A 704-nucleotide genomic window follows, 5' to 3' on the forward strand; every position below is an offset into this window, starting at 1 on the left:
AAGGACCTGCGTACGAGGTACAAGATCAAGGAGAGCGTCAAAGGCGTCATCATCACGGGTGTCGATGGCTCCTCCGACGCCGCCGAAAAGCGCCTCTCCGCCGGCGATGTCATCGTCGAGGTGGCGCAGGAAGCGGTCGCCAGCGCCGCCGACATCAAGAAGCGCGTCGATCAGCTCAAGAAGGACGGCAAGAAATCGGTGTTGTTGCTGGTCTCGAACGGCGAGGGCGAATTGCGGTTCGTGGCGCTCAGCGTGCAGTAATAGATCACGTGCTGGTTGCCGAAAAACCCTGTCGTCCCTGCCAACGCAGGGACCCATAACCACCAGCGCGGATTGTAAAGGCAACTGGCCCCGTCGCATCACGGACCGGCCGCGGCGTATGGGTCCCTGCGTTCGCAGGGACGACGTCGTCCTATCCTTCCACAAATTCCTCGCGCCGATAGCCTTGCGCGTACAACAGCGCGGTGAGGTCGCCGTAGTCGATCCGCGCCGCTGCCGCCGCCGCAACCGCGGGCTTCGCGTGATAGGCGACGCCAAGCCCCGCCGCCTGGATCATGCCGAGGTCGTTGGCGCCGTCGCCGGTCACCAGCGTATCGATCTTGTCGAGGTCGAAGGTTTCGCGCAGCTCGATGAGGGTAGCCAGCTTGGCGGCGCGGCCGAGGATCGGCTCGGCAACCTCGCCGCTGAATTTTCCGTCTCGCACC

General features: G+C 64.1%; 2 protein-coding genes. One reads left to right on the forward strand and one right to left on the reverse strand.

Features of this window, described 5'->3' with window-relative positions:
- The coding region (locus HCN58_RS35210) for a PDZ domain-containing protein (RefSeq protein ID WP_171583852.1) at positions 1-261 on the forward strand (261 nt) is incomplete at its 5' end.
- A gap of 151 nt (positions 262-412) precedes the next feature.
- Here the strand turns inward: HCN58_RS35210 and HCN58_RS35215 are convergent.
- Positions 413-704: HAD hydrolase family protein (locus HCN58_RS35215; protein WP_171583853.1), on the reverse strand; the 292-nt coding region annotated here is incomplete at its 5' end.

It is taken from the genome of Bradyrhizobium australiense (assembly GCF_013114825.1).
Lineage (GTDB): Bacteria > Pseudomonadota > Alphaproteobacteria > Rhizobiales > Xanthobacteraceae > Bradyrhizobium > Bradyrhizobium australiense.